Below are 19,521 nucleotides of genomic sequence, written 5' to 3'. Positions count from 1 at the left end.
CGATCCAAATACGTATTTTCCTATTTCCTTAAAATAGAGAAAAATGAAATAATCCATAAAATATAAAAAATTTTGAATCAGAATGTTAAAATATTAGGATTTTTTTTATACTTTTGCAATCCGAAAAAATTATAAATAACAGAAATGTCAGGAATTATTGGAAAAAAAATCGGTATGACCAGTTTATTTGACGAACAAGGGAAAAACATCCCATGTACCGTTATACAAGCAGGTCCATGTTCGGTTTTACAGGTCAGAACCGTAGAAAAAGACGGCTACTTTGCCGTTCAGGTCGGTTTCGATGACAGAAGTGACAAGAATGTAGGAAAAGCATTGGCAGGTCATTTCAAAAAAGCAGGTTCTACTCCCAAAAGAAAAATAGTGGAGTTTAATCATGGATTTCATGATTTGAAATTAGGAGATGAAATAACAGTAAAACTATTCTCAGAAGGAGAGTATGTAGATGTAACAGGAACTTCTAAAGGAAAAGGATTTCAAGGGGTGGTTAAAAGACACGGTTTTGGAGGTGTTATGCAGTCAACACACGGTCAGCATAATCGATTAAGAGCGCCTGGTTCTATCGGAGCGGGGTCAGATCCATCCAGGGTATTTAAAGGAATGAGAATGGCTGGAAGAATGGGGGGTAACCAAGTTACAGTTCAAAATCTGCAAGTAATAAAAGTGGACGAAGAAAAAAATCTTTTAATAGTAAAAGGTGCGGTTCCTGGTCCTAAAAATTCATATGTAATTATAAGAAGATGGAATTAATAGTACTAGATAAAAGCGGGAAAGAAACAGGAAGGAAAGTTTCTTTAGATGATGCTATATTTGGAATAGAACCTAATGAGCATGTAGTTTATTTAGAAGTAAAACAATATTTAGCAGCACAAAGACAAGGAACGCATAAATCCAAAGAAAGATCAGAAATAAGCGGTTCTACGCGTAAACTTCATCGTCAGAAAGGTACCGGAGGGTCTCGTAAAGGAGATATAAAAAACCCATTGTTTAAAGGCGGTGCAAGAGTGTTTGGGCCTAAACCCCGAGATTATAGGTTTAAATTAAATAAATCGCTAAAAAGATTAGCGAAAAAATCTGTATTTAGTCAGAAGCTTAAAGAAAATAATCTAAAAGTTGTTGAAGATTTTAAATTTGAAGCCCCTAAAACAAAAGATTTTATTCAGGTGGTTAATAATTTAGGATTAGCTAATAAAAAGACTTTGTTCATATTAGGTGAGCCAAATAAATTTGTATATTTGTCATCTCGAAATTTACAGGATGCTAAAGTGCTAGAATATAGCGAAATAAGCAGTTATGATGTTTTGAAAGCAAATGAAGTAGTTTTATTTGAAGGCTCAATAGAAAAAATTCAAGAAAATTTAAGAAAATAGAATCATGTCTATATTAATAAGACCTGTTATATCGGAAAAAGCAAATTCACTTTCAGAAACTAAAAATCGCTATACGTTTTTAGTTAATACCAAAGCGAATAAATCAGAAATTAAACATGCTATAGAGCAAACATATGGAGTAAAAGTTGTGAAAGTAAATACTTTGATTTCTGCTCCGGAAGTAAAAACAAAATTTACTAAATCAGGTTTGCAGGTAGGAAAATCAAATAAGTTAAAAAAAGCAATGGTAGACATAAAAGAAGGTCAGACCATTGATGTATTTGGAACTATATAATTATTAAAAAGAATCATGTCGGTAAGAAAATTAAAACCTATCACCCCCGGACAAAGATTCAGAATTGTTAACAATTTTGAAGAAATTACTACTTCAAAACCAGAAAAATCTCTTTTAAGAGGAATTTCTAAGTCAGGAGGTAGAAATAATACCGGAAAAATGACTATGCGTTATACCGGAGGTGGACACAAGAAACGATTTAGAGAAATCGATTTCAAAAGAAATAAGTTTGGCGTTCCGGCTACTGTAAAGTCAGTAGAATATGATCCAAACAGAACGGCATTTATCGCATTATTGGTATATGCTGATGGTGAAAAACGCTATATTGTAGCCCCGCACGGAATAAAGGTTGGGCAAAAACTTATTTCAGGAGAAACCACACCTCCAGAAATAGGTAATGCAATGAAATTAAAGAACATACCTTTAGGTACTGTTATTTCTTGTATAGAATTGCGTCCGGGACAAGGAGCTAAAATGGCAAGAAGTGCAGGAACCAGTGCTCAATTGATTGCAAGGGATGGTAAATATGCCGTTCTTAAAATGCCATCAGGAGAAACACGTATGATTTTAGTAGAATGTATGGCAACAATTGGTTCAATTTCCAATTCTGATCATCAGCTAATCGTATCTGGAAAAGCGGGTAGAAGCAGATGGTTAGGAAGAAGACCAAGAACAAGACCAGTAGCAATGAACCCTGTAGACCATCCAATGGGAGGTGGAGAAGGTAGATCTACCGGAGGACATCCTAGATCTAGAAAAGGTATGCCTGCAAAAGGATACAAGACTCGTTCAAAAAAGAAAGAATCGAATCGTTATATTTTACAAAAAAGAAAATAATCTGATATGGCACGTTCGTTAAAAAAAGGACCTTACATTCACTATAAATTAAATAAAAAAGTCCAAGCAAATGTAGAATCAGGAAAAAAGGTAGTAATAAAAACTTGGTCAAGAGCCTCAATGATTTCTCCGGATTTTGTTGGGCAAACTTTTGCAGTTCATAATGGAAAACAATTTATTCCAGTATATGTAACTGAAAATATGGTTGGACATAAATTAGGAGAATTTGCTCCTACACGTGTATTTAGAGGTCATGCAGGAAATAAAAATAAAGGCAACAGATAAACAGTAAGCAATGGGTAACAGAAAACAAAATAGTGCAATAGCACGTAAAGAAGCTAAAAAAGACTTAGCTATTGCTCGTCTGAATAATTGTCCTACCTCTCCAAGAAAAATGAGATTAGTGGCTGATATCATTAGAGGAGTTGACGTTGATAAAGCATTATATATTTTAAAATATTCCAAAAAAGAAGCATCTATCAGATTAGAAAAACTTTTATTAAGTGCAATTTCAAATTGGCAGGTAAAAAATGAAGGGAAAGATGTTGAAGAAGCAAAACTATTTGTAAAAGAAATCTTCGTAGATGGTGGCGCTATGTTAAAAAGATTACGTCCTGCCCCTCAAGGTAGAGGCTATAGAATTAGAAAAAGATCTAATCACGTAACAATTATTTTAGGGAATAAAAACGAAGTAAATTAATTATGGGACAAAAGACAAATCCAATAGGTAATAGATTAGGTATCATCCGTGGTTGGGATTCTAATTGGTATGGTGGAAAAAACTTTGGAGATAAAATAGCAGAAGATTACAAAATAAGAAGATATTTAGAAGCTCGTTTATCAAAAGCAGGTGTTTCCAGAATTTACATCGAAAGAACTCTAAAATTAGTTACCATTACAATTACCACTGCGCGTCCGGGAATTATTATCGGTAAAGGAGGACAAGAAGTAGATAAACTAAAAGAAGAGTTAAAAAAGATTACGAAAAAAGAAATTCAAATTAACATATTTGAAATTAAACGCCCAGAACTGGATGCTAAATTAGTAGCAGAAAGTGTAGCTCGTCAAATAGAAAGTCGTATTTCCTATAGAAGGGCAGTAAAAATGGCGATAGCTTCTACAATGAGAATGAATGCAGAAGGTATTAAAATTATGATTTCTGGACGTTTAAACGGAGCTGAAATGGCAAGATCTGAATCTTTTAAAGAAGGAAGAATTCCATTATCTACTTTCCGTGCAGATATTGATTATTACATTGCCGAAGCCCATACCACTTATGGCCGTTTAGGTGTAAAAGTATGGATTATGAAAGGTGAAGTATATGGTAAGAGAGAATTATCTCCATTAGTAGGTCTTCAAAAAAAGACTCAAAAAAGAAAAGTTAAAGAAAGAAGATAAATATCTTAGGTAATTATGTTACAACCAAAAAGAACAAAGTTCCGTAAAATGCAGAAAGGCCGAATGAAAGGTCTTTCTTACAGAGGAAACCAACTAGCATACGGAACCTTCGGAATAAAAGCGTTAGATTCAGTATTCATTACTGCAAGACAAATAGAAGCAGCTCGTATAGCTGCGACTCGTTATATGAAAAGAGAAGGTCAGTTATGGATAAAAATATTTCCAGATAAGCCTATTACAAAAAAACCAGCCGAAGTACGTATGGGTAAAGGTAAAGGTGCTGTTGAATATTGGGTGGCGAGAGTAACTCCAGGAAGAATTCTATTTGAAGTAGGAGGAGTTCCTTATGATGTCGCTAAAGAAGCATTACGTTTAGCTGCTCAAAAGCTTCCTGTTAAAACTAAGTTTGTTGTTGCAAATGATTTTGTACAATCCTAAAATTAAGATCAATGAAAGCAATAGATATTAAAAATTTAAATCAGGAAGAAGTAAAAGCAAAATTAGCTGAAAAAAAAATAGAGTACGCAAAGCTAAAAATGTCACATAAAATATCTCCAATTGAAAATCCAATTCAATTACGAGAATTAAGGAAAACAATAGCAAGGTTGGCGACAGCCCTTAAATAATAAAATATCCGAAAAGAAGTTAATTTCAAATATGGAAAGAAATTTAAGAAAAGAAAGGATCGGAGTAGTATCTAGTAACAAAATGAATAAAACAATTGTTGTTAGTGAAGTTTCAAGAATAAAACATCCCATGTATGGAAAGTTTATTATGAAAACTAAAAAATATACAGCTCACGATGAAAAGAATGAATGCAACGAAGGAGATACCGTTCGCATTATGGAAACTCGTCCATTGAGCAAAAATAAAAGATGGAGATTAATAGAAATATTAGAAAGAGCAAAATAATACAGTTATGTTACAAACAGAATCAAGATTAAAAGTGGCAGATAATACAGGAGCAAAAGAAGCTTTGGTTATTAAAGTATTAGGTGGCTCAAGAAGAAGATATGCATCAGTAGGTGATAAAATTGTTGTAACGATTAAAGATGCAACTCCATCTGGAAATGCAAAAAAAGGACAGGTATCAAAAGCTGTTGTTGTAAGAACTAAAAAAGCGGTAAGAAGAAAAGATGGTTCTTATATTAGTTTTGAAGATAATGCTTGTGTTTTACTGAACGCTGCAGGAGAAATGAGAGGAACCCGTGTTTTTGGGCCGGTTGCTAGAGAATTAAGAGATAAAGAGTATATGAAAATAATTTCATTAGCTCCTGAGGTATTATAAGCAAAGATTAAGAAAATGGCAAAAATAAAAATTAAAAAAGGAGATAAAGTTCAGGTTCTTGCAGGAGCTTATAAAGGAAAGCAAGGACAGGTATTAGTCGTATATCCTGATAAAAATAGAGCTATAGTAGAAGGAGTTAATATAGTTAAAAAACATAAAAAACCTTCTGCAGAAAGTCCTCAAGGTAGTATTATTGAAAAAGAAGCTACTATTCACATATCTAATTTAGGTCTATTAGATCCTAAAACAGGAAAACCTACACGTATTAGTTATAAAATAGAAGGAGATACGAAAGTAAGAGTTGCAACTAAATCAGGACAGGCAATTTAAAAAAGGAAATTATGCAATATATAGCAAGACCCAAAAAATTATATAAAGATAAAATTATCTCTGCACTTAGAGAAGAATTTGGATATAAATCTGTGATGCAGGTACCTAAATTACAAAAAATAGTAATTAGCCAAGGTTTAGGTTCTGCTACTGCCGATAAAAAAATCGTTGATTATGCAGTTGATGAAATATCATTAATAGCTGGTCAAAAAGCAGTAGCCTGCTTATCAAAAAAAGATGAAGCCGGATTCAAACTAAGAAAAGGTATGCCTATCGGTGCAATGGTTACTTTAAGAGGAGATAAAATGTATGAATTTTTAGATCGATTAGTTTCTTCTGCACTACCTCGTGTACGTGATTTTAATGGAATTAAAGCAGACGGATTCGATGGTAGAGGAAATTATAATTTAGGAATCACAGAACAAATTATATTTCCTGAAATAGATATTGATAAAGTAAAAAAAATTCAAGGAATGGATATTACTTTTGTAACTAGTGCAAAAACTGATAAAGAAGCAAAAGCACTTTTAACTCATTTTGGTTTACCATTTAAAAAGAACTAAACAAGAATATGGCAAAAGAATCAATGAAAGCGCGTGAGCGCAAAAGAGAAGCATTAGCTGCTAAATATGCCGCCAAAAGAAAAGCTTTAAAAGAAGCTGGAGATTATGAAGCTCTTCAGAAATTACCTAAAAATTCTTCTCCTGTAAGATTGCATAATAGATGTAAACTTACCGGAAGACCAAGAGGATATATGAGAGTTTTTGGAATTTCTAGAGTTACCTTTAGAGAAATGGCAAATGAAGGGTTAATACCAGGAGTTAAAAAGGCTAGTTGGTAATAGAAATAAAATATGAATTTTAAAAGTAGAATCTTATTATTCTATACTCTAAAATTAAAAAAAATATGGTAACAGATCCAATCGCAGATTATTTAACAAGAATAAGAAATGCAATGATGGCAGGACATAAAGTAGTAGAAATTCCTGCATCTAAAATAAAAAAAGAAATTACTAAAATTCTTTTTGATCAAGGATATATCCTTAATTATAAGTTTGAAGAAGGAACAGTACAAGGTATTATCAAGATAGCTTTGAAATACGATAAATTTACTAATCTTCCTGCTATCAAAAATATACAGAGAGCTTCAAAACCAGGATTGAGAAAATATTCAGGTTCAAAAGATCTTCCAAGAGTATTAAATGGTTTAGGTATTGCTATTATTTCAACTTCTAAAGGTGTAATGACCGATAAAAAAGCACGTCAGGAAAATGTAGGAGGAGAAGTTATATGTTATGTTTATTAAAAAATTGAAGAAATGTCAAGAATAGGAAAATCTATTATAAATATACCTACAGGAACAACAGTTGAATATAATAACAATCTTGTGACTGTAAAAGGAAAAAACGGCGAGCTTAAACAACAACTTACTGGAGGAATTACTTTAAATATAGAAAACTCACAAATTACTATTGAAAGACCTTCAGATAACAAAGAACATAAAGCTTTACATGGATTATACAGAGCTTTAGTAAATAATATGATTATAGGTGTTTCTGAAGGATTTACAAAAAAATTAGAATTAGTTGGTGTAGGTTACAGAGCTTCAAACCAAGGACAAAAATTAGAATTAGCCTTAGGTTTTTCCCATTTAGTAGTTTTAGAAGTACCTAAAGAAGTAAAAGTAGAAACTTTAACAGAAAAAGGAAAAAATCCAATAATTACCTTATCTTCGCATGATAAATATTTGTTGGGTATGGTATGTGCTAAAATTAGATCACTTCGTAAACCAGAACCATACAAAGGAAAAGGTGTAAGATTTGTAGGTGAACAAATTAGAAGAAAAGCCGGTAAATCCGCATAAAAAAATTAAGTTATGGCATTAACTAAAGAAGAAAAAAGAATAAGAGTAAAAAGAAGAGTACGTAAAAATATTTTTGGATCTGCTTCTAAACCTCGTTTATCTGTATATAGAAGTAATAAAGATATTTACGCTCAACTTATAGATGATACTACTGGCAAAACCTTAGCTTTCGCATCTTCGCGTGAGAAAGAAGTAGTCAGTCTTAATGGTACTAAATCTGAAATCTCTACAATTGTAGGTAAAAAAATTGCAGAAAGAGCAAAAGCAACAGGAATAGAAACTGTAGTATTCGATAGAAATGGTTTTGTTTATCATGGTAGAGTTAAAGCTCTAGCAGATGGTGCTAGAGAAGCAGGTTTAAAATTTTAATACATCAGAATTATGTTAGGAATAAAAAATATTGAAAGAGTAAAACCTGGAGGTTTAGAATTAGTAGATCGATTAATCGGAGTACAAAGAGTAACTAAAGTAACTAAAGGAGGACGTGCTTTTGGATTTTCTGCTATTGTTGTAGTAGGTGATGAAAAAGGTGTGGTTGGCTTTGGTTTAGGTAAATCTAAAGAAGTTGCCAGTGCTATCTCAAAAGCTATTGAAGATGCAAAAAAGAATTTGGTAAGAGTTCCTGTATTAAACGGTTCGCTTCCACATGAACAATCAGCAAGTTATGGAGGTGCTAATGTTTTTATCCGTCCGGCATCTCACGGAACAGGATTAATCGCAGGTGGAGCTGTACGTGCAGTGCTTGAATCTGCAGGGATTAAAGACGTTCTTTCCAAATCAAAAGGATCTTCTAATCCGCATAATGTTGTTAAAGCAACTGTTAAGGCTCTTTTAAATTTAAGAAGTGCAGAAACAATTGCTATACAAAGAGGAGTTTCACTATCTAAAGTATTCAAAGGATAAAAAATGGCTAAGATTAAAATAACCTTAAAAAGAAGTTCAATTAAACGACCTAAAAATCAAAAATTAACATTAGAATCTTTAGGTTTAACAAAGTTAAATAAAACTGTTGAACATGAAGCAACCCCTCAAATTTTAGGTATGGTTGCAGTAGTAAAACATTTAGTAACTGTTGAAGAATAATAAAAATGAATTTACATACTTTAAAGCCAGCAAAAGGATCTACACATAATAGTAAAAGGTTAGGTAGAGGACAAGGAAGCGGAAAAGGAGGAACATCTACTAAAGGACATAAAGGAGATAAATCACGATCAGGACATAAAGACAAAATAGGTTTTGAAGGTGGACAAATGCCTTTACAAAGAAGAATTCCTAAATTTGGATTTAAAAATATTAATAGAAAAGAATATATAGGTATAAATTTAGATACTCTTCAGAATTTAATAGACACAAAAAAAATTACTGGAGATATAACTAAAGAAATATTAGTTCAGAATGGTTTAGCATCTAAAAATGATTTAATAAAAATATTAGGAAGAGGTGAACTTAAATCATCTATTAATATTACAGTAGATAAATTTACGGCTTCTGCAAAAGAAGCTATAGAAAAAGGAGGAGGACAGGCTAACACCTTATAAAAGTAACATGAAAGCATTTATACAGACATTAAAAAATATCTGGAGCATTAAAGAATTAAGAGAAAAACTTATCTTTACTTTTGCTTTAATATTAGTATATAGGTTTGGAACTCATGTTCCTTTACCTTCAATTAATATGGTAGAAGTAGATAATATTCTTGATATTTATAAAAATAATGGAGGTAACCAACAAGCTACAGGATTGTTAGGGTTATTATCTTCATTTACAGGAGGAGCTTTTAGTAAAGCTTCTATATTTGCTTTAGGTATTATGCCTTATATATCTGCATCTATTGTTGTTCAGTTAATGGGGTTAGCAATTCCATATATTCAAAAATTACAAAAAGAGGGAGAAAGTGGTCGTAAAACTGTAAATCAAATAACCAGATGGTTGACTATCATTATATGTTTGATTCAGGCTCCCGCCTATTTAACTTCTATAACACAAGTTTTTTTACCTTATGAACAGTTTAGAAGTGCTTATTTAGTAGATCCTCATAGTGTAATGCTATTTTGGGTTCCAAGTATTATTATATTAATATCAGGTACTATATTTGCGATGTGGATGGGTGAAAAAATTACAGATAAAGGAATAGGAAATGGAATATCTATCTTAATTATGGTAGGTATTTTAGCTGGTTTTCCGACAGCGTTTGTAAAAGAAGTTGGAATTCAAATGGGAGATACAGGTAAGGGATTAATTATGATTTTAGTTGAAGTACTGGTATGGTTATTCGTAATTATTCTATGTATTATGTTAACTGTAGCTGTGAGAAAAGTTCCAGTTCAATATGTAAGTAGAACCAAGTCAGGGTCTTTACGATCCATAACCAATGCTGCTAGACAATATATTCCTTTAAAAGTAAATGCAGCTGGTGTTATGCCAATTATATTTGCTCAAGCATTAATGTTTATTCCAGGATTAATTGTTAAATCTGATACTACCAATAATACCTTCTGGGCAGGCTTTAGTCAGGTTTTTAGTTGGCAATATAATACTCTGTTTGCTATATTAATAATTGTTTTCACCTTTTTTTACACAGCAATTACCATCCCTGTAAATCAAATGGCAGATGATTTAAAAAGGAATGGAGGATTAATACCTAGGGTAAAACCTGGTCAAGAAACTGCTGATTATTTAGATGATGTTTTATCTAAAATAACACTTCCTGGAGCTATTTATTTAGCTTTAATAGCAATTCTTCCAGCAATTGTTAAAATTATCGGTCTTACGGCAACAGATAGTTTTGCTTTATTTTTTGGAGGAACTTCGTTATTAATTATGGTAGGAGTTTTATTAGATACAGTACAACAAATCAATACATATCTGTTAAATCATCATTATGATGGTTTAATGCAGTCAAGATTAAGTAGAAATCCTCATTAATTATATATGGCAAAACAAAAGCATATAGAGCAAGACGGAACAATTATTGAAGCATTATCTAATGCAATGTTCCGAGTAGAATTAGAGAACGGACACATTTTAACTGCACATATCTCAGGAAAAATGAGAATGCATTATATTAAATTATTACCTGGAGATAAAGTAAGACTTGAAATGTCACCTTATGATTTATCTAAAGGCAGAATCACTTTCAGATATTAAAAAAAAAAGAAATGAAAATAAGAGCATCACTTAAAAAAAGAAGTTCAGATTGCAAAATTGTAAGACGTAAAGGACGTCTGTATATCATAAACAAAAAGAATCCTAAATTTAAACAAAGACAAGGTTAATACTATGGCTAGAATTTCCGGTGTAGATTTACCAAAAAATAAAAGAGGAGTTATTGGACTTACCTATATTTACGGTATTGGAAAAAGTACTGCAGCAAAAGTTTTAAAAGATGCAGGAATTAGTGAAGACAAAAAAGTTTCAGAATGGAATGATGATGATATTAATAATATTAGAAAGTTTATTTCTGAAAATGTAAAAGTTGAAGGCGAATTACGTTCTGAAATTCAATTAAATATTAAACGTTTAATGGATATAGGATGTCAGAGAGGAATTAGACATCGTTTAGGATTACCTTTAAGAGGGCAAAGAACTAAAAATAATTCACGTACAAGAAAAGGTAAGAGAAAAACAGTAGCTAATAAGAAAAAAGCCACTAAATAATAAATAGTAACCAATGGCAAAGACAGCATCAAAAACAACTAAGAAAAGAAAAGTTAAAATTGAAGCAGTAGGAGAAGCACATATTCAAGCTTCCTTTAATAATATAATTATTTCTTTAACCAATAAAAACGGAGAGGTAATTTCTTGGGCTTCTGCAGGAAAGATGGGCTTTAAAGGGTCTAAAAAAAACACTCCATATGCTGCTCAAATGGCTGCTGAGAATTGTTCCCAGACAGCGTATGAATTAGGGTTAAGAAGAGTGAAAGTTTTTGTGAAAGGTCCGGGTGCAGGAAGAGAATCTGCTATACGTACCATACATAATTCAGGTATTGAAGTAAGTGAAATTATAGATGTTACTCCAATTCCTCACAATGGATGTAGACCCCCTAAAAGAAGAAGAGTTTAATAATTATTAAATTAAAAAATGGCAAGATATATTGGTCCAAAAACGAAAATAGCTCGAAAATTCGGACAGGCTATTTATGGAGAAGATAAGTATTTTGAAAGAAGAAAATTTCCTCCAGGACAACATGGTCCGAATAAAAGAAGAGGTGCTAAAAAATCTGAATATGCAATTCAGTTAGCAGAAAAACAAAAAGCTAAATATACTTATGGTATTTTAGAAAGACAGTTTGCTAATTTATTTGATAAAGCACAAAGAAATAAGGGAATCACTGGTGAAGTATTATTACAACTTTGTGAATCTCGGCTAGATAATGTAACCTATAGAATGGGGTTATCTAATTCTAGAGCAGGTGCTCGTCAATTAGTTTCTCATAAACACATTACCGTAAACGGAGAAATAGTTAATATTCCTTCTTACTTATTGAAGCCGGGAGATGTTGTTGGGGTAAGAGAAAAATCTAAATCATTACAAGTAATTAAAGATGCTTTAGTTAATAATTCTCATAAATCCTATGAATGGTTAGTGTGGAATGATGAAAAACTTACAGGTGAATTTAAAGTTTTACCTGAGAGAATTCAAATTCCTGAAGATATCAAAGAACAATTGATAGTCGAATTATATTCTAAATAATTTAAAAATTAGCTAAAATTTATATGGCAATTTTAAACTTTATAAAACCTGATAAGGTTATTTTAATTGAATCTGATGATTTTAGAGGACAATTCGAATTCAGGCCTTTAGAGCCTGGATTTGGATTGACTGTAGGTAATTCTTTAAGACGAGTTTTGCTATCATCATTAGAAGGTTATGCAATAACATCTATAAAGATAGAAGGAGTGGATCATGAATTTTCTACTATTCCTGGTGTTATTGAAGATGTTACTGAAATCATTTTAAATCTGAAAAAAGTTAGGTTTAAAAATCAAATTAATAAGGGAGGAAATGAAGCTGTAACTGTTCAGGTTTCAGGAAAAACAGAATTAACAGCAGGTGAATTGGGTAAATTTATATCATCTTATCAAGTGCTAAATCCTGATTTGGTAATTTGCCATATGGATAAATCTGTTAATCTAAATATAACTTTTACTATAGATAAGGGTAGAGGATATGTTCCTGCAGAACAAAATAAATCAAATCATACGCCGGTAGGCACTATTGCTATTGATTCTATATATACACCAATTAGAAATGTAAGTTATAGTGTAGAAGATTATCGTGTAGAACAAAGAACAGATTATGAAAAATTGGTTTTAGATATTCAGACTGATGGTTCTATAACACCTCAAGAAGCTTTGACTGAAGCAGCTAAGATATTAATTCATCATTTTATGTTATTTTCTGATGAGAGAATTACTCTTGAAGCTGATGTAGTAGCTTCTACAGATACTTATGACGAAGAAGCGCTTCATATGAGGCAATTACTGAAAACCAAATTAGTAGATATGGATTTATCTGTTAGAGCTTTAAATTGTTTAAAAGCAGCTGAAGTAGAAACTTTAGGAGAGTTAGTTTCTTTTACAAAATCAGATTTAATGAAGTTTAGAAACTTTGGTAAAAAATCTCTAACAGAATTAGAAGATTTAGTATATTCAAAAAATCTTACTTTTGGGTTAGATGTTTCAAAATATAAATTAGACGCAGAATAATAAGAAATCATGAGACACGGTAAAAAGTTTAATCATTTAGGGAGAACAGCCTCACATAGAAAAGCTATGCTTTCAAATATGGCTTCATCTCTTATATTACATAAAAGAATAAATACAACAGTAGCTAAGGCTAAAGCCTTAAGAACATATATTGAGCCTCTCTTAACTAAATCTAAAGAAGATACAACTCATAACCGAAGGATCGTTTTTAGTTATTTACAAAATAAGGAAGCGGTAACTGAACTTTTCAGAACAGTTGCGCCTAAAATTTCTTCAAGAAATGGAGGATATGCTAGAATAATTAAAACTGGATTTCGTTTAGGAGATGCAGCAGATACTGCATTAATTGAATTAGTAGATTTTAATGAATTGTATACATCAAAAGATTCTGTAAAGAAAACTACAAGGAGAAGTCGACGCACTACAACAAAAAAAGTTGATCAGGTAGTTGATAAAGCACCTTTAGAAAATGAAGAAACTCAAAATGATGATGATTCATCAGAAGGAAAAGAAGTTCAATAAAGAAAAATATTTAAATAAACTAAAAAAACAACTCAAATTTATTTGAGTTGTTTTTTTAGTTTAAAACGTTTTTTCTGTAGATAATTTTAATAATTTATACCAGTCCTCATGGCTAAGTTTAATATTAAATGCCTTACTTTGTAACTTTATTCTTTCAATATTTGTACTTCCTAAAATTGGAGTAATTTTATAGGGAGGTTTTAATGTCCAGGCTAATAAAATTTGACTAATTGAGGCATCATATTTTTTTGCCATTATTGCTAGTGCTTCGTTTAATTTTTGATTTGAATTTGTTTTATTGGAAAAATAATTGCCCAAAGGTGAGTAGATTTGAGTTTTTTTATTAAGGTAACCCAATTGTAATAGGGTTTCATTAAATAAGGCTAAAGGCTTTATTAAAGAAAATTCTATCTGATTAGTTATTAATGGTATTTTTTTATTAAGAGCATCGAAAGCAAATGTTGAAAAATTACTTACTCCAAAATATTTCACTTTTCCACTTAGTTTCAGTTCAGTAAAAGTAGTACCTAATTCTTCAAGGTTTATTAAATAATCTTGTCCTTGTATAAAAAGTACGTCAATATAATTTGTTTTCAAATTTTGAAGTGTATTATCTACAGTTGTAATAATATTTTTTTTTGAAGTATTATAAGTTTTGATTTTATTATTAACCCCCGATTGATGATAAAGGATTCCACATTTTGTTGATATTTTAATGTTATCTCTATTTATACCTGTTTTTTGTAAAGCATTTCCAAATAAGTTCTCAACGCTATAATCACCACTAATGTTAACCAAATCAAATTTTAAAAGATTTTCATTATAGCATTCTTTAATTAGATCTGCCGATTGATCAATTGAGAAATTTTTGCCATTAGTTCCCCAATTCATAGTACTAATAACTAAGTCTGGTTTCATAATTTATTTTTTATAAAGTTATAAAAATAAAAATACCTCTCATTTATGAGAGGTATTTTTATTTTTTTTTATATTATTTTTAGTCTAGTAACTTAAATATAACTCTTCTATTTTCTCTATTTTTCCATTCCGGACACTTATTGGCTGGTTTACATTCCGGATATTTTGGATCAGAGAATCCTAAACCTTTTCCAGTTAATTGATAAGGGGTAACTCCTTTGGATACAAGATATTTTATAACAGAAGTTACACGTCTTTTAGATAAGCTGAAATTGTATGCATCATTTCCTCTAGCATCTGTGTGACCTTCCACTAAAAATCGGGTGTCTTTACCATAATTTTTGATTATATCAGCCACATTATCTAATATAGGTTGAGATTCTAGTAAAATTTTATCTGAATCTAAATTAAATTGGATTCCCCCCATAGTAGCTATAATATTATTAACAACATCGGGAACTTCTTTAGCTTCTGGACATCCGTTTAGTTCAGGGTTTTCTGTATTCGCTTTTCCTGGGAAGGTAGGACATTTATCATATAGATCTATAATTCCATCCATATCAACATCTAAGGCTCTACCAGAACCGTCAACTCGTGCTCCTTTAGGAGTGTCTAATTCACGATCCCAGTCATCACAAACACCATCATCATCTTTATCTCCAAATACACAAACTTCTAACTGATTATTCGCATTATCATTAATTTTTGTAAATATTTCTCTTAATGGATCAACCCAACCTAGAAATTCATTATGTTTACCAATTTTATATGTAACCCCTAAAGAAGTAGTTATAAAATTATCTGAGCTTCCTCCGGAATGAAATTCAGTATAATGGCCAGTTTTTCCAGAACCATCAAATTGTTCATCTCCAGTTACCACATACATAGCTTTGAAAATAGCATCCCATTTGTTATTTATTTTATATACCAAACCTCCTCCAACTTGTGCGAATAAAGATCCAACACCCATATCTTCATCAGCAGTTTTAGTATATTTTGTTTCTCCTAAAGTCATATCTTTTCTGTATGCTTTATATTGGATGGTTCCAGCACCTGCATAAACATGAGCTGACCATCTATATGGAGACCTATTATCAATACGTCTAAAAAGTGAAGAAACATTTAAATCTCCCAATAGTGTAATTCCAAAGTATTTTGTTTTTGCATCAATTTGGTCATTACCATATCCCTGCCTAGATTCACCAAACTGTCCTAATAAACTTAATCCAAATACATGAGAAATTTGTTTATTAATGGAAGCTTGAAAATCATAACCAACTCTCCAAGATCCGGACATACCATTATCAATAGATGTAAAGTCAGCTGCTTGAAGCCATGGAATACCTCCAAATATGGAAACAGACCAATCATTAAATTGCTTTTGATCGTTAGTAAATTTTACATAATCCTCAGAGAAATCACTACTATTTACTTCTTGAGATTGTGCTTTAAGAGCGTAAAAAACTATTAATACAAATAGAATATATTTTTTATTCATAGCTATTATTTAATTAGTAATATAAATATTTTTATAACTTTATCCAGAGAGTAAAAGTATTATTTTTTTTTGAAATAAAAAAAAATTAAATTAACTCATATATTATTTTTTTGGAAAAACTTCTTTTTTTTGTATGAGCTTTATGGGGAATTACTAGCTTTTTAGATTCATAAATTATGTTATTAAAATAAATTATATCAATATCAATAATTCTGTCTTCATATGTTCCAGAATAAGAAGAATCCCTTATTCTTCCTAAATCTTGTTCAATCTTTTTTAATTGTTTTAATAATTGCATGGGAGATAAATAAGTTTCAATAATAATTCCAAGGTTTAAATAGGTATTAGAAGAATTATATCCTTCAGGCAAAGTTTTTATTATGTTAGATTTTTTTTTAATTGATCCAATTGATTCATTAATAAGTGATAGAGCGGTAGATATGTTTTTCATTTTATCTCCTAAATTACTTCCGAGTAACAAAATAGCTTTATTCATATACTAATAATAAAATTTAATTATTACAAAGAAATGAAAAAATTTACAATTCAGGTAATGGCAACCATTGTAGGGATATTATCATTAATAGGTATATCTGTTATAGGGTTAATTTTATTAGGAATAATAATTCCTTCTTTATTCTCTGGAGTAGAAGATAATTCTGTTTTAGAAATAACTTTAAATAAACCTGTTTTGGAAAGCCCAAGTGAAAAATCAATATCTATATTTTCACTAGAGGACAAAACTAATTTATATCTTAATGATATATTAAACTTAATTAAGCATGCTAAAACTGATGAAAAAATAAAAGGGATTAGTTTAAAATTAACTAACCCGGATGTTGGATATTCTGAAATATCTGATATAAGGCAAGCATTACTAGATTTTAAAGAAAGCAAAAAATTTGTTTATGCTTATAGCAATGATTGTTCACAAAAAGCTTATTACTTAGCCTCAGTATCGGATAGTTTGTTTTTAAATCCTAATGCCATAGTAGAGCTAACCGGTTTATCAACAGAAATTATGTTTTTTAAAAATTTAGGAGAAAAATATGGGATTGATTTTGATGTAGTGCGTCATGGAAAATATAAGTCTGCTGTAGAACCCTATTTGAGGAATAATCTTTCTGAAGAAAATCGGTTACAATTAACAGAACTTTTAGGTAATTTATGGACTAAAATTTCAACAGATATTGCTGTTTCCCGAAAAGTATCTACACAAGATATTAATATATCTACGGACAGTTTATTTGGATTTATTTCAAATTTATCTTTAAAGCATAAATTAGTAGATAAATTACTTAATGAGTCCGAATATGATCAAATTATCAAAAATAAATTAGGAATTTCTAAAGATAAAAAGATAAATAGAATTACTTTATCAAAATATAAAGAAAATCTAAATCTGGATTTAAATACAAAAAATAAAATAGCAATACTATATGCTGTTGGAGAAATATATACAGGAAAAGGAGATGATGCAGTCTATTCTAAGACTTTTATTAAACAAATTAAAGAAATAAAAGAAGATGAAAATATTAAAGCAGTTGTTTTAAGAATAAATTCACCGGGAGGTAGTGCGAATGCCTCAGCTGAAATATTATATGAATTAGAACAGCTTAAAAAGGAAAAGCCGTTAATTGTTTCATTTGGTGACGTGGCTGCATCCGGAGGATATTATATAGCCATGGCAGGAGATAAAATTTATGCTCAAGAAAATACTATAACAGGTTCTATAGGTGTGTTGGGAATGATACCTAATGTAAAGAAATTAATAAACAATATAGGAATCACTACAGATTATGTTACTACAAATACCAACTCTTTATATTATTCTCCCACTCAGGGAATGACTGCAGGAATGAAAGATGTTATGACTCAAGGTATAGAAATTACATATAAAAAATTTGTGGGTGTTGTTATGAATAATCGTAAAATGACCTTTGAACAAGTAGATAATTTAGGACAAGGGAGAGTATGGAGTGGTAAACAGGCTTTAGATAGAAGATTAGTTGATGAAATAGGAACTTTTAATGATGCGATAGTTTTTGCAGCTGAAAAAGCAAAACTGGAGAAATATAATACAATTTCATATCCCATAGAAAAAAATTTTTTAGAGTCTTTTTTTAATAAAATGGAATCTAATGATGATGATGATATTCAAAGCAGTTATGTTGAAAAAGTATTAAAAAAAGATTTAGGAAAAGATAATTATCAATTATATCAAAAAATAAAAAATATGAATAAAAATACGGGAATTTTGTATTTAATGCCTTTTGAATTATCCATAAAATAATATCCAATCTTTTAACCTAAAATTATATTAACTAATATATATTTTTCAATAAGATGTTATATCTTTGCATAAATTCACCTTTTAAAAGGTGAATTATTTTTAATTAAAAAAATAAGATAAATAATATTACAAATTAACATTTAATAATGGGGTTATTTGATTTTCTTACACAGGAAATAGCTATTGATTTGGGTACTGCAAATACCTTAATAATTCATAATAATAAAGTGGTAGTAGATAGTCCATCAATAGTGGCTATTGATAGAAGAACCGGAAAACCTATTGCTGTTGGAGAAACTGCAAAACAAATGCAAGGAAAAACACATGATGATATAAAAACAATACGTCCTTTAAAAGATGGTGTGATTGCTGATTTTGCTGCTTCTGAACATATGATCAGAGAATTTATAAAACAAATTCCGGGCATTAAAGGAAAAGTATTTAATCCTTCATTAAGAATGGTAATTTGTATTCCTTCAGGAATTACAGAAGTAGAAAAAAGAGCTGTAAAAGATTCTGCAGCTCATGTAAATGCAAAAGATGTAAAATTAATATATGAGCCTATGGCAGCTGCTATAGGAGTAGGAATAGATGTTACACAACCTAAAGGAAATATGATTATAGATATAGGAGGAGGTACTACAGAAATAGCTGTAATTGCTTTAGGTGGAATAGTATGTGATAATTCAATAAAAATTGCCGGTGATGTATTTACAAATGATATTGTATATTATTTGAGGACACATCATAATTTATATATAGGAGAGAAGACTGCTGAACACATTAAAATGGAAGTAGGTTCTGGATTAGAAGAATTAGATAATCCGCCTGAAGATTTACCGGTTCAAGGAAGAGATTTAATTACAGGAAAACCTAAAGAAATAATGGTAAACTATAAAGAAATGGCCAGGGCATTAGATAAATCCATATTGAGAATAGAAGATGCCATTATGGAAACTCTTTCTAGAACACCGCCGGAATTATCAGCAGACATATATAATACTGGAATTTATTTAGCAGGAGGAGGAGCATTACTCAGAGGTTTGGATCAAAGAATAAGTAGAAAAACAGGGTTACCTGTTTTTATAGCTGATGATCCGCTTAGAGCAGTAGTACGAGGTACTGGGATTGCATTAAAAAACATAGAAAAGTTTGAGAATTTTTTAATTAAATAATTCTTAC

The 19,521-nt window shown here is 30.6% G+C and carries 33 protein-coding genes; 30 read left to right on the top strand and 3 right to left on the bottom strand.

What is annotated here, in order from left to right; all coding sequences use genetic code 11:
* Positions 1-144 precede the first annotated feature (144 nt).
* The 28 genes from rplC to rplQ all read left to right on the top strand — a co-directional run bounded on the left by rplC (position 145) and on the right by rplQ (position 13,630).
* Positions 145-768, top strand: a complete 624-nt coding sequence (gene rplC / locus C4S77_RS00770; protein ID WP_105193870.1) for a 50S ribosomal protein L3 — start codon at positions 145-147, stop codon at positions 766-768.
* Positions 759-1,388 (top strand): 50S ribosomal protein L4, encoded by a 630-nt coding sequence (gene rplD / locus C4S77_RS00765; RefSeq protein ID WP_105245323.1) that lies wholly within the window; start codon positions 759-761, stop codon positions 1,386-1,388. The genes rplC and rplD overlap by 10 nt, the downstream gene beginning before the upstream one ends.
* 4 nt (positions 1,389-1,392) lie before the next feature.
* Positions 1,393-1,683: a 50S ribosomal protein L23 gene (rplW, locus tag C4S77_RS00760; RefSeq protein ID WP_105193868.1), complete on the top strand. Its 291-nt coding sequence runs from the start codon at positions 1,393-1,395 to the stop codon at positions 1,681-1,683.
* Positions 1,684-1,698: 15 nt separating this feature from the next.
* Complete coding sequence (gene rplB / locus C4S77_RS00755; RefSeq protein WP_105193867.1) at positions 1,699-2,520, top strand: 50S ribosomal protein L2; 822 nt, start codon at positions 1,699-1,701, stop codon at positions 2,518-2,520.
* A 6-nt stretch (positions 2,521-2,526) separates the two neighbouring features.
* Positions 2,527-2,805 (top strand): 30S ribosomal protein S19, encoded by a 279-nt coding sequence (gene rpsS / locus C4S77_RS00750; protein WP_105193866.1) that lies wholly within the window; start codon positions 2,527-2,529, stop codon positions 2,803-2,805.
* Between the two features lie 10 nt (positions 2,806-2,815).
* Positions 2,816-3,220, top strand: coding sequence for a 50S ribosomal protein L22 (gene rplV, locus C4S77_RS00745; protein WP_105193865.1), 405 nt, complete (start codon positions 2,816-2,818; stop codon positions 3,218-3,220).
* 2 nt (positions 3,221-3,222) lie between these two features.
* Positions 3,223-3,918 carry a 30S ribosomal protein S3 gene (gene rpsC, locus C4S77_RS00740; protein WP_055425367.1) on the top strand — a complete coding sequence of 232 codons (696 nt, stop codon included), beginning with the start codon at positions 3,223-3,225 and terminating at the stop codon, positions 3,916-3,918.
* A 15-nt stretch (positions 3,919-3,933) separates the two neighbouring features.
* Positions 3,934-4,356, top strand: coding sequence for a 50S ribosomal protein L16 (rplP, locus tag C4S77_RS00735; protein ID WP_105193864.1), 423 nt, complete (start codon positions 3,934-3,936; stop codon positions 4,354-4,356).
* An 11-nt stretch (positions 4,357-4,367) separates the two neighbouring features.
* A complete protein-coding gene (gene rpmC, locus C4S77_RS00730; RefSeq protein WP_105193863.1) occupies positions 4,368-4,544 on the top strand; it encodes a 50S ribosomal protein L29 in 177 nt (58 codons plus the stop codon).
* A 31-nt stretch (positions 4,545-4,575) separates the two neighbouring features.
* On the top strand, positions 4,576-4,830 hold the full coding sequence (gene rpsQ / locus C4S77_RS00725) for a 30S ribosomal protein S17 (RefSeq protein WP_105193862.1): 255 nt from the start codon (positions 4,576-4,578) through the stop codon (positions 4,828-4,830).
* 7 nt (positions 4,831-4,837) lie between these two features.
* A complete protein-coding gene (gene rplN, locus C4S77_RS00720) occupies positions 4,838-5,206 on the top strand; it encodes a 50S ribosomal protein L14 (protein ID WP_105193861.1) in 369 nt (122 codons plus the stop codon).
* A 15-nt stretch (positions 5,207-5,221) separates the two neighbouring features.
* Positions 5,222-5,536, top strand: a complete 315-nt coding sequence (gene rplX, locus C4S77_RS00715; protein WP_105193860.1) for a 50S ribosomal protein L24 — start codon at positions 5,222-5,224, stop codon at positions 5,534-5,536.
* 11 nt (positions 5,537-5,547) lie between these two features.
* On the top strand, positions 5,548-6,099 hold the full coding sequence (gene rplE / locus C4S77_RS00710; protein WP_105193859.1) for a 50S ribosomal protein L5: 552 nt from the start codon (positions 5,548-5,550) through the stop codon (positions 6,097-6,099).
* An 8-nt stretch (positions 6,100-6,107) separates the two neighbouring features.
* On the top strand, positions 6,108-6,377 hold the full coding sequence (rpsN, locus tag C4S77_RS00705) for a 30S ribosomal protein S14 (protein WP_105193858.1): 270 nt from the start codon (positions 6,108-6,110) through the stop codon (positions 6,375-6,377).
* A 65-nt stretch (positions 6,378-6,442) separates the two neighbouring features.
* Positions 6,443-6,841 carry a 30S ribosomal protein S8 gene (gene rpsH / locus C4S77_RS00700; RefSeq protein ID WP_105193857.1) on the top strand — a complete coding sequence of 133 codons (399 nt, stop codon included), beginning with the start codon at positions 6,443-6,445 and terminating at the stop codon, positions 6,839-6,841.
* Between the two features lie 12 nt (positions 6,842-6,853).
* Positions 6,854-7,399, top strand: coding sequence for a 50S ribosomal protein L6 (gene rplF, locus C4S77_RS00695; RefSeq protein WP_105245321.1), 546 nt, complete (start codon positions 6,854-6,856; stop codon positions 7,397-7,399).
* Positions 7,400-7,411: 12 nt separating this feature from the next.
* A complete protein-coding gene (gene rplR / locus C4S77_RS00690; RefSeq protein ID WP_105245319.1) occupies positions 7,412-7,768 on the top strand; it encodes a 50S ribosomal protein L18 in 357 nt (118 codons plus the stop codon).
* Between the two features lie 12 nt (positions 7,769-7,780).
* Positions 7,781-8,302, top strand: a complete 522-nt coding sequence (gene rpsE, locus C4S77_RS00685; RefSeq protein ID WP_105193854.1) for a 30S ribosomal protein S5 — start codon at positions 7,781-7,783, stop codon at positions 8,300-8,302.
* 3 nt (positions 8,303-8,305) lie between these two features.
* Complete coding sequence (rpmD, locus tag C4S77_RS00680; RefSeq protein WP_105193853.1) at positions 8,306-8,482, top strand: 50S ribosomal protein L30; 177 nt, start codon at positions 8,306-8,308, stop codon at positions 8,480-8,482.
* A 5-nt stretch (positions 8,483-8,487) separates the two neighbouring features.
* Entirely contained in the window at positions 8,488-8,937 is a 450-nt protein-coding gene (gene rplO, locus C4S77_RS00675; RefSeq protein ID WP_105193852.1) for a 50S ribosomal protein L15, read from the top strand.
* Positions 8,938-8,944: 7 nt separating this feature from the next.
* Entirely contained in the window at positions 8,945-10,324 is a 1,380-nt protein-coding gene (gene secY, locus C4S77_RS00670) for a preprotein translocase subunit SecY (protein ID WP_105193851.1), read from the top strand.
* 6 nt (positions 10,325-10,330) lie between these two features.
* The gene (gene infA, locus C4S77_RS00665; protein WP_055425352.1) at positions 10,331-10,546 is read left to right on the top strand and encodes a translation initiation factor IF-1; all 216 of its coding nucleotides are present in this window, start codon (positions 10,331-10,333) and stop codon (positions 10,544-10,546) included.
* A gap of 11 nt (positions 10,547-10,557) precedes the next feature.
* The gene (gene ykgO / locus C4S77_RS00660) at positions 10,558-10,674 is read left to right on the top strand and encodes a type B 50S ribosomal protein L36 (RefSeq protein WP_105193850.1); all 117 of its coding nucleotides are present in this window, start codon (positions 10,558-10,560) and stop codon (positions 10,672-10,674) included.
* A 4-nt stretch (positions 10,675-10,678) separates the two neighbouring features.
* The gene (gene rpsM / locus C4S77_RS00655) at positions 10,679-11,056 is read left to right on the top strand and encodes a 30S ribosomal protein S13 (RefSeq protein WP_105193849.1); all 378 of its coding nucleotides are present in this window, start codon (positions 10,679-10,681) and stop codon (positions 11,054-11,056) included.
* 13 nt (positions 11,057-11,069) lie between these two features.
* On the top strand, positions 11,070-11,462 hold the full coding sequence (gene rpsK / locus C4S77_RS00650; RefSeq protein ID WP_105193848.1) for a 30S ribosomal protein S11: 393 nt from the start codon (positions 11,070-11,072) through the stop codon (positions 11,460-11,462).
* 18 nt (positions 11,463-11,480) lie between these two features.
* On the top strand, positions 11,481-12,092 hold the full coding sequence (gene rpsD, locus C4S77_RS00645) for a 30S ribosomal protein S4 (RefSeq protein ID WP_105193847.1): 612 nt from the start codon (positions 11,481-11,483) through the stop codon (positions 12,090-12,092).
* A gap of 23 nt (positions 12,093-12,115) precedes the next feature.
* Positions 12,116-13,108, top strand: coding sequence for a DNA-directed RNA polymerase subunit alpha (locus C4S77_RS00640; protein WP_105245317.1), 993 nt, complete (start codon positions 12,116-12,118; stop codon positions 13,106-13,108).
* 9 nt (positions 13,109-13,117) lie between these two features.
* Complete coding sequence (gene rplQ, locus C4S77_RS00635) at positions 13,118-13,630, top strand: 50S ribosomal protein L17 (RefSeq protein ID WP_105245315.1); 513 nt, start codon at positions 13,118-13,120, stop codon at positions 13,628-13,630.
* A 60-nt stretch (positions 13,631-13,690) separates the two neighbouring features.
* Here the strand turns inward: rplQ and C4S77_RS00630 are convergent, their stop codons facing one another.
* From C4S77_RS00630 to folK, 3 genes are all read right to left on the bottom strand, one after another.
* Positions 13,691-14,548, bottom strand: coding sequence for an aldo/keto reductase (locus C4S77_RS00630; protein WP_105245313.1), 858 nt, complete (start codon positions 14,546-14,548; stop codon positions 13,691-13,693).
* Between the two features lie 79 nt (positions 14,549-14,627).
* The gene (locus C4S77_RS00625; RefSeq protein ID WP_105245311.1) at positions 14,628-16,046 is read right to left on the bottom strand and encodes an OmpA family protein; all 1,419 of its coding nucleotides are present in this window, start codon (positions 16,044-16,046) and stop codon (positions 14,628-14,630) included.
* A gap of 85 nt (positions 16,047-16,131) precedes the next feature.
* Positions 16,132-16,542 (bottom strand): 2-amino-4-hydroxy-6-hydroxymethyldihydropteridine diphosphokinase, encoded by a 411-nt coding sequence (folK, locus tag C4S77_RS00620; protein WP_105245309.1) that lies wholly within the window; start codon positions 16,540-16,542, stop codon positions 16,132-16,134.
* A 33-nt stretch (positions 16,543-16,575) separates the two neighbouring features.
* On the opposite strand from folK, the gene sppA reads away from it, so the two are divergent.
* Positions 16,576-18,339 carry a signal peptide peptidase SppA gene (gene sppA, locus C4S77_RS00615; RefSeq protein ID WP_105245308.1) on the top strand — a complete coding sequence of 588 codons (1,764 nt, stop codon included), beginning with the start codon at positions 16,576-16,578 and terminating at the stop codon, positions 18,337-18,339.
* Positions 18,340-18,485: 146 nt separating this feature from the next.
* A complete protein-coding gene (locus tag C4S77_RS00610) occupies positions 18,486-19,514 on the top strand; it encodes a rod shape-determining protein (RefSeq protein ID WP_105193840.1) in 1,029 nt (342 codons plus the stop codon).
* Positions 19,515-19,521: the final 7 nt, after the last annotated feature.

The organism is Apibacter adventoris (genome assembly GCF_002964975.1).
Taxonomy (GTDB): domain Bacteria; phylum Bacteroidota; class Bacteroidia; order Flavobacteriales; family Weeksellaceae; genus Apibacter; species Apibacter adventoris.
This window is presented reverse-complemented; position numbering and strand designations above follow the sequence as displayed.